Genomic DNA, 1,374 nt, shown 5'->3' on the forward strand with positions numbered 1-1,374 from the left:
TCACCACCCCGGCCTGATGCCCTCAGCGCTTCCCCTCGGCGATCCGGCTCCGGCCGACGGCGGCCTGCCCGACCTGCTCCCGGCCGCGCACCCCGACTTCGGCGTGTACGTGCACGTGCCGTTCTGCCGCGTGCGCTGCGGGTACTGCGACTTCAACACCTACACGGCGACGGAGCTGCGCGGCGCCAGCCAGGCGGACTATCCCGACGAGGTCGCGCGGGAGATCGCGCTGGCCGCGCAGGTGATGGATGCCGCGGGCCGGCGGCGGGCGGCGACATCCGTGTTCTTCGGCGGCGGCACGCCGACGCTGCTCCCGGGCGATGCGCTCGCGCGCATGCTGGGTGACGTGCGCGACGCGTTCGGCATCGCCGCCGATGCGGAGGTGACGGTCGAGGCGAACCCCGACACGGTCACACCGGCGCTGACGGCGAGGCTCGCTGAGGCGGGCGTCACACGTCTGTCGATCGGCATGCAGTCCGCCGTTCCGTCGGTGCTGGCGACCCTCGACCGCACCCACGAGCCGGCCGCGGTCCCGCGGGCGGTCACTGCGGCGCGCGCGGCCGGGCTGCAGGTGAGCGTCGACGTCATCTACGGCACGCCGGGGGAGACGCTTGCGGACTGGGAGCGCACCCTCGATGCCGTCACCGCGCTCGAGACCGACCACGTGTCGGCGTACGCGCTGATCGTGGAGGAGGGCACGGCGCTTGCCCGCCGCATCGCACGCGGCGAGATCGACACGGTCGACGACGACGTGCAGGCCGACATGTACGAGCTCACCGACGCGCGCCTCGCGGCGGCGGGGTACAGCTGGTACGAGGTGTCGAACTGGTCGCGCGATGAGGCGACCCGCTCGCGACACAATCTCGCCTACTGGCGCGGCGCCGACTGGTGGGGGTTCGGGCCGGGCGCCCACTCGCACGTCGGCGGCGTGCGCTGGTGGAACGTGAAGCACCCCGCGGCGTACGCGCAGCGCCTGTCGCTGGGTTCCTCGCCCGCGGCGGGACGGGAGACGCCCGATGCCGCGTCCCGCGCGCTCGAGCGCACGATGCTCGAGGTGCGCATCGCCGACGGGCTGGCCGTGGCGAGCCTGCCGGACACCGGTCGCGCGGAGGTGGCGGGGCTCATCGCGGACGGCCTGGTCGACGGGGCATCCGCCATCGCCGGGCGCCTCGTCCTGACGCTGCGCGGTCGACTCCTGGCCGACGCGGTCGTGCGACGGCTCACCGCCTGAGCACTGTGCGTCGCGCCGCGAGTGGCGCCCCGTTCCGCGCTAATATTGGCACTCACGTGATGTGAGTGCCAGCGAGGGGAGGCGGAATGGTCAGCGAACGCGGCCTCGACGTCCTGCGGGCGATCGTGCAGGACTACGTGGCG

At 73.7% G+C, this 1,374-nt stretch carries 1 protein-coding gene; it reads left to right on the plus strand.

The genetic code is table 11. The features are described from left to right. The first annotated feature begins 16 nt into the window (after window positions 1–16). On the plus strand, window positions 17–1,231 hold the full coding sequence (gene hemW, locus ASG00_RS08995) for a radical SAM family heme chaperone HemW (protein WP_056208765.1): 1,215 nt from the start codon (window positions 17–19) through the stop codon (window positions 1,229–1,231). The last annotated feature ends 143 nt before the right edge of the window (window positions 1,232–1,374 follow it).

Origin of the sequence: Microbacterium sp. Leaf351 (assembly GCF_001423825.1) — a bacterium.
GTDB classification, from domain to species: domain Bacteria; phylum Actinomycetota; class Actinomycetes; order Actinomycetales; family Microbacteriaceae; genus Microbacterium; species Microbacterium ginsengisoli.

Coding starts and splice junctions, on each gene's coding strand:
- hemW (WP_056208765.1), top strand. CDS start 17: ATGCCCTCAGCGCTTCCCCTCGGCGATCCGGCTCCGGCCGACGGCGGC.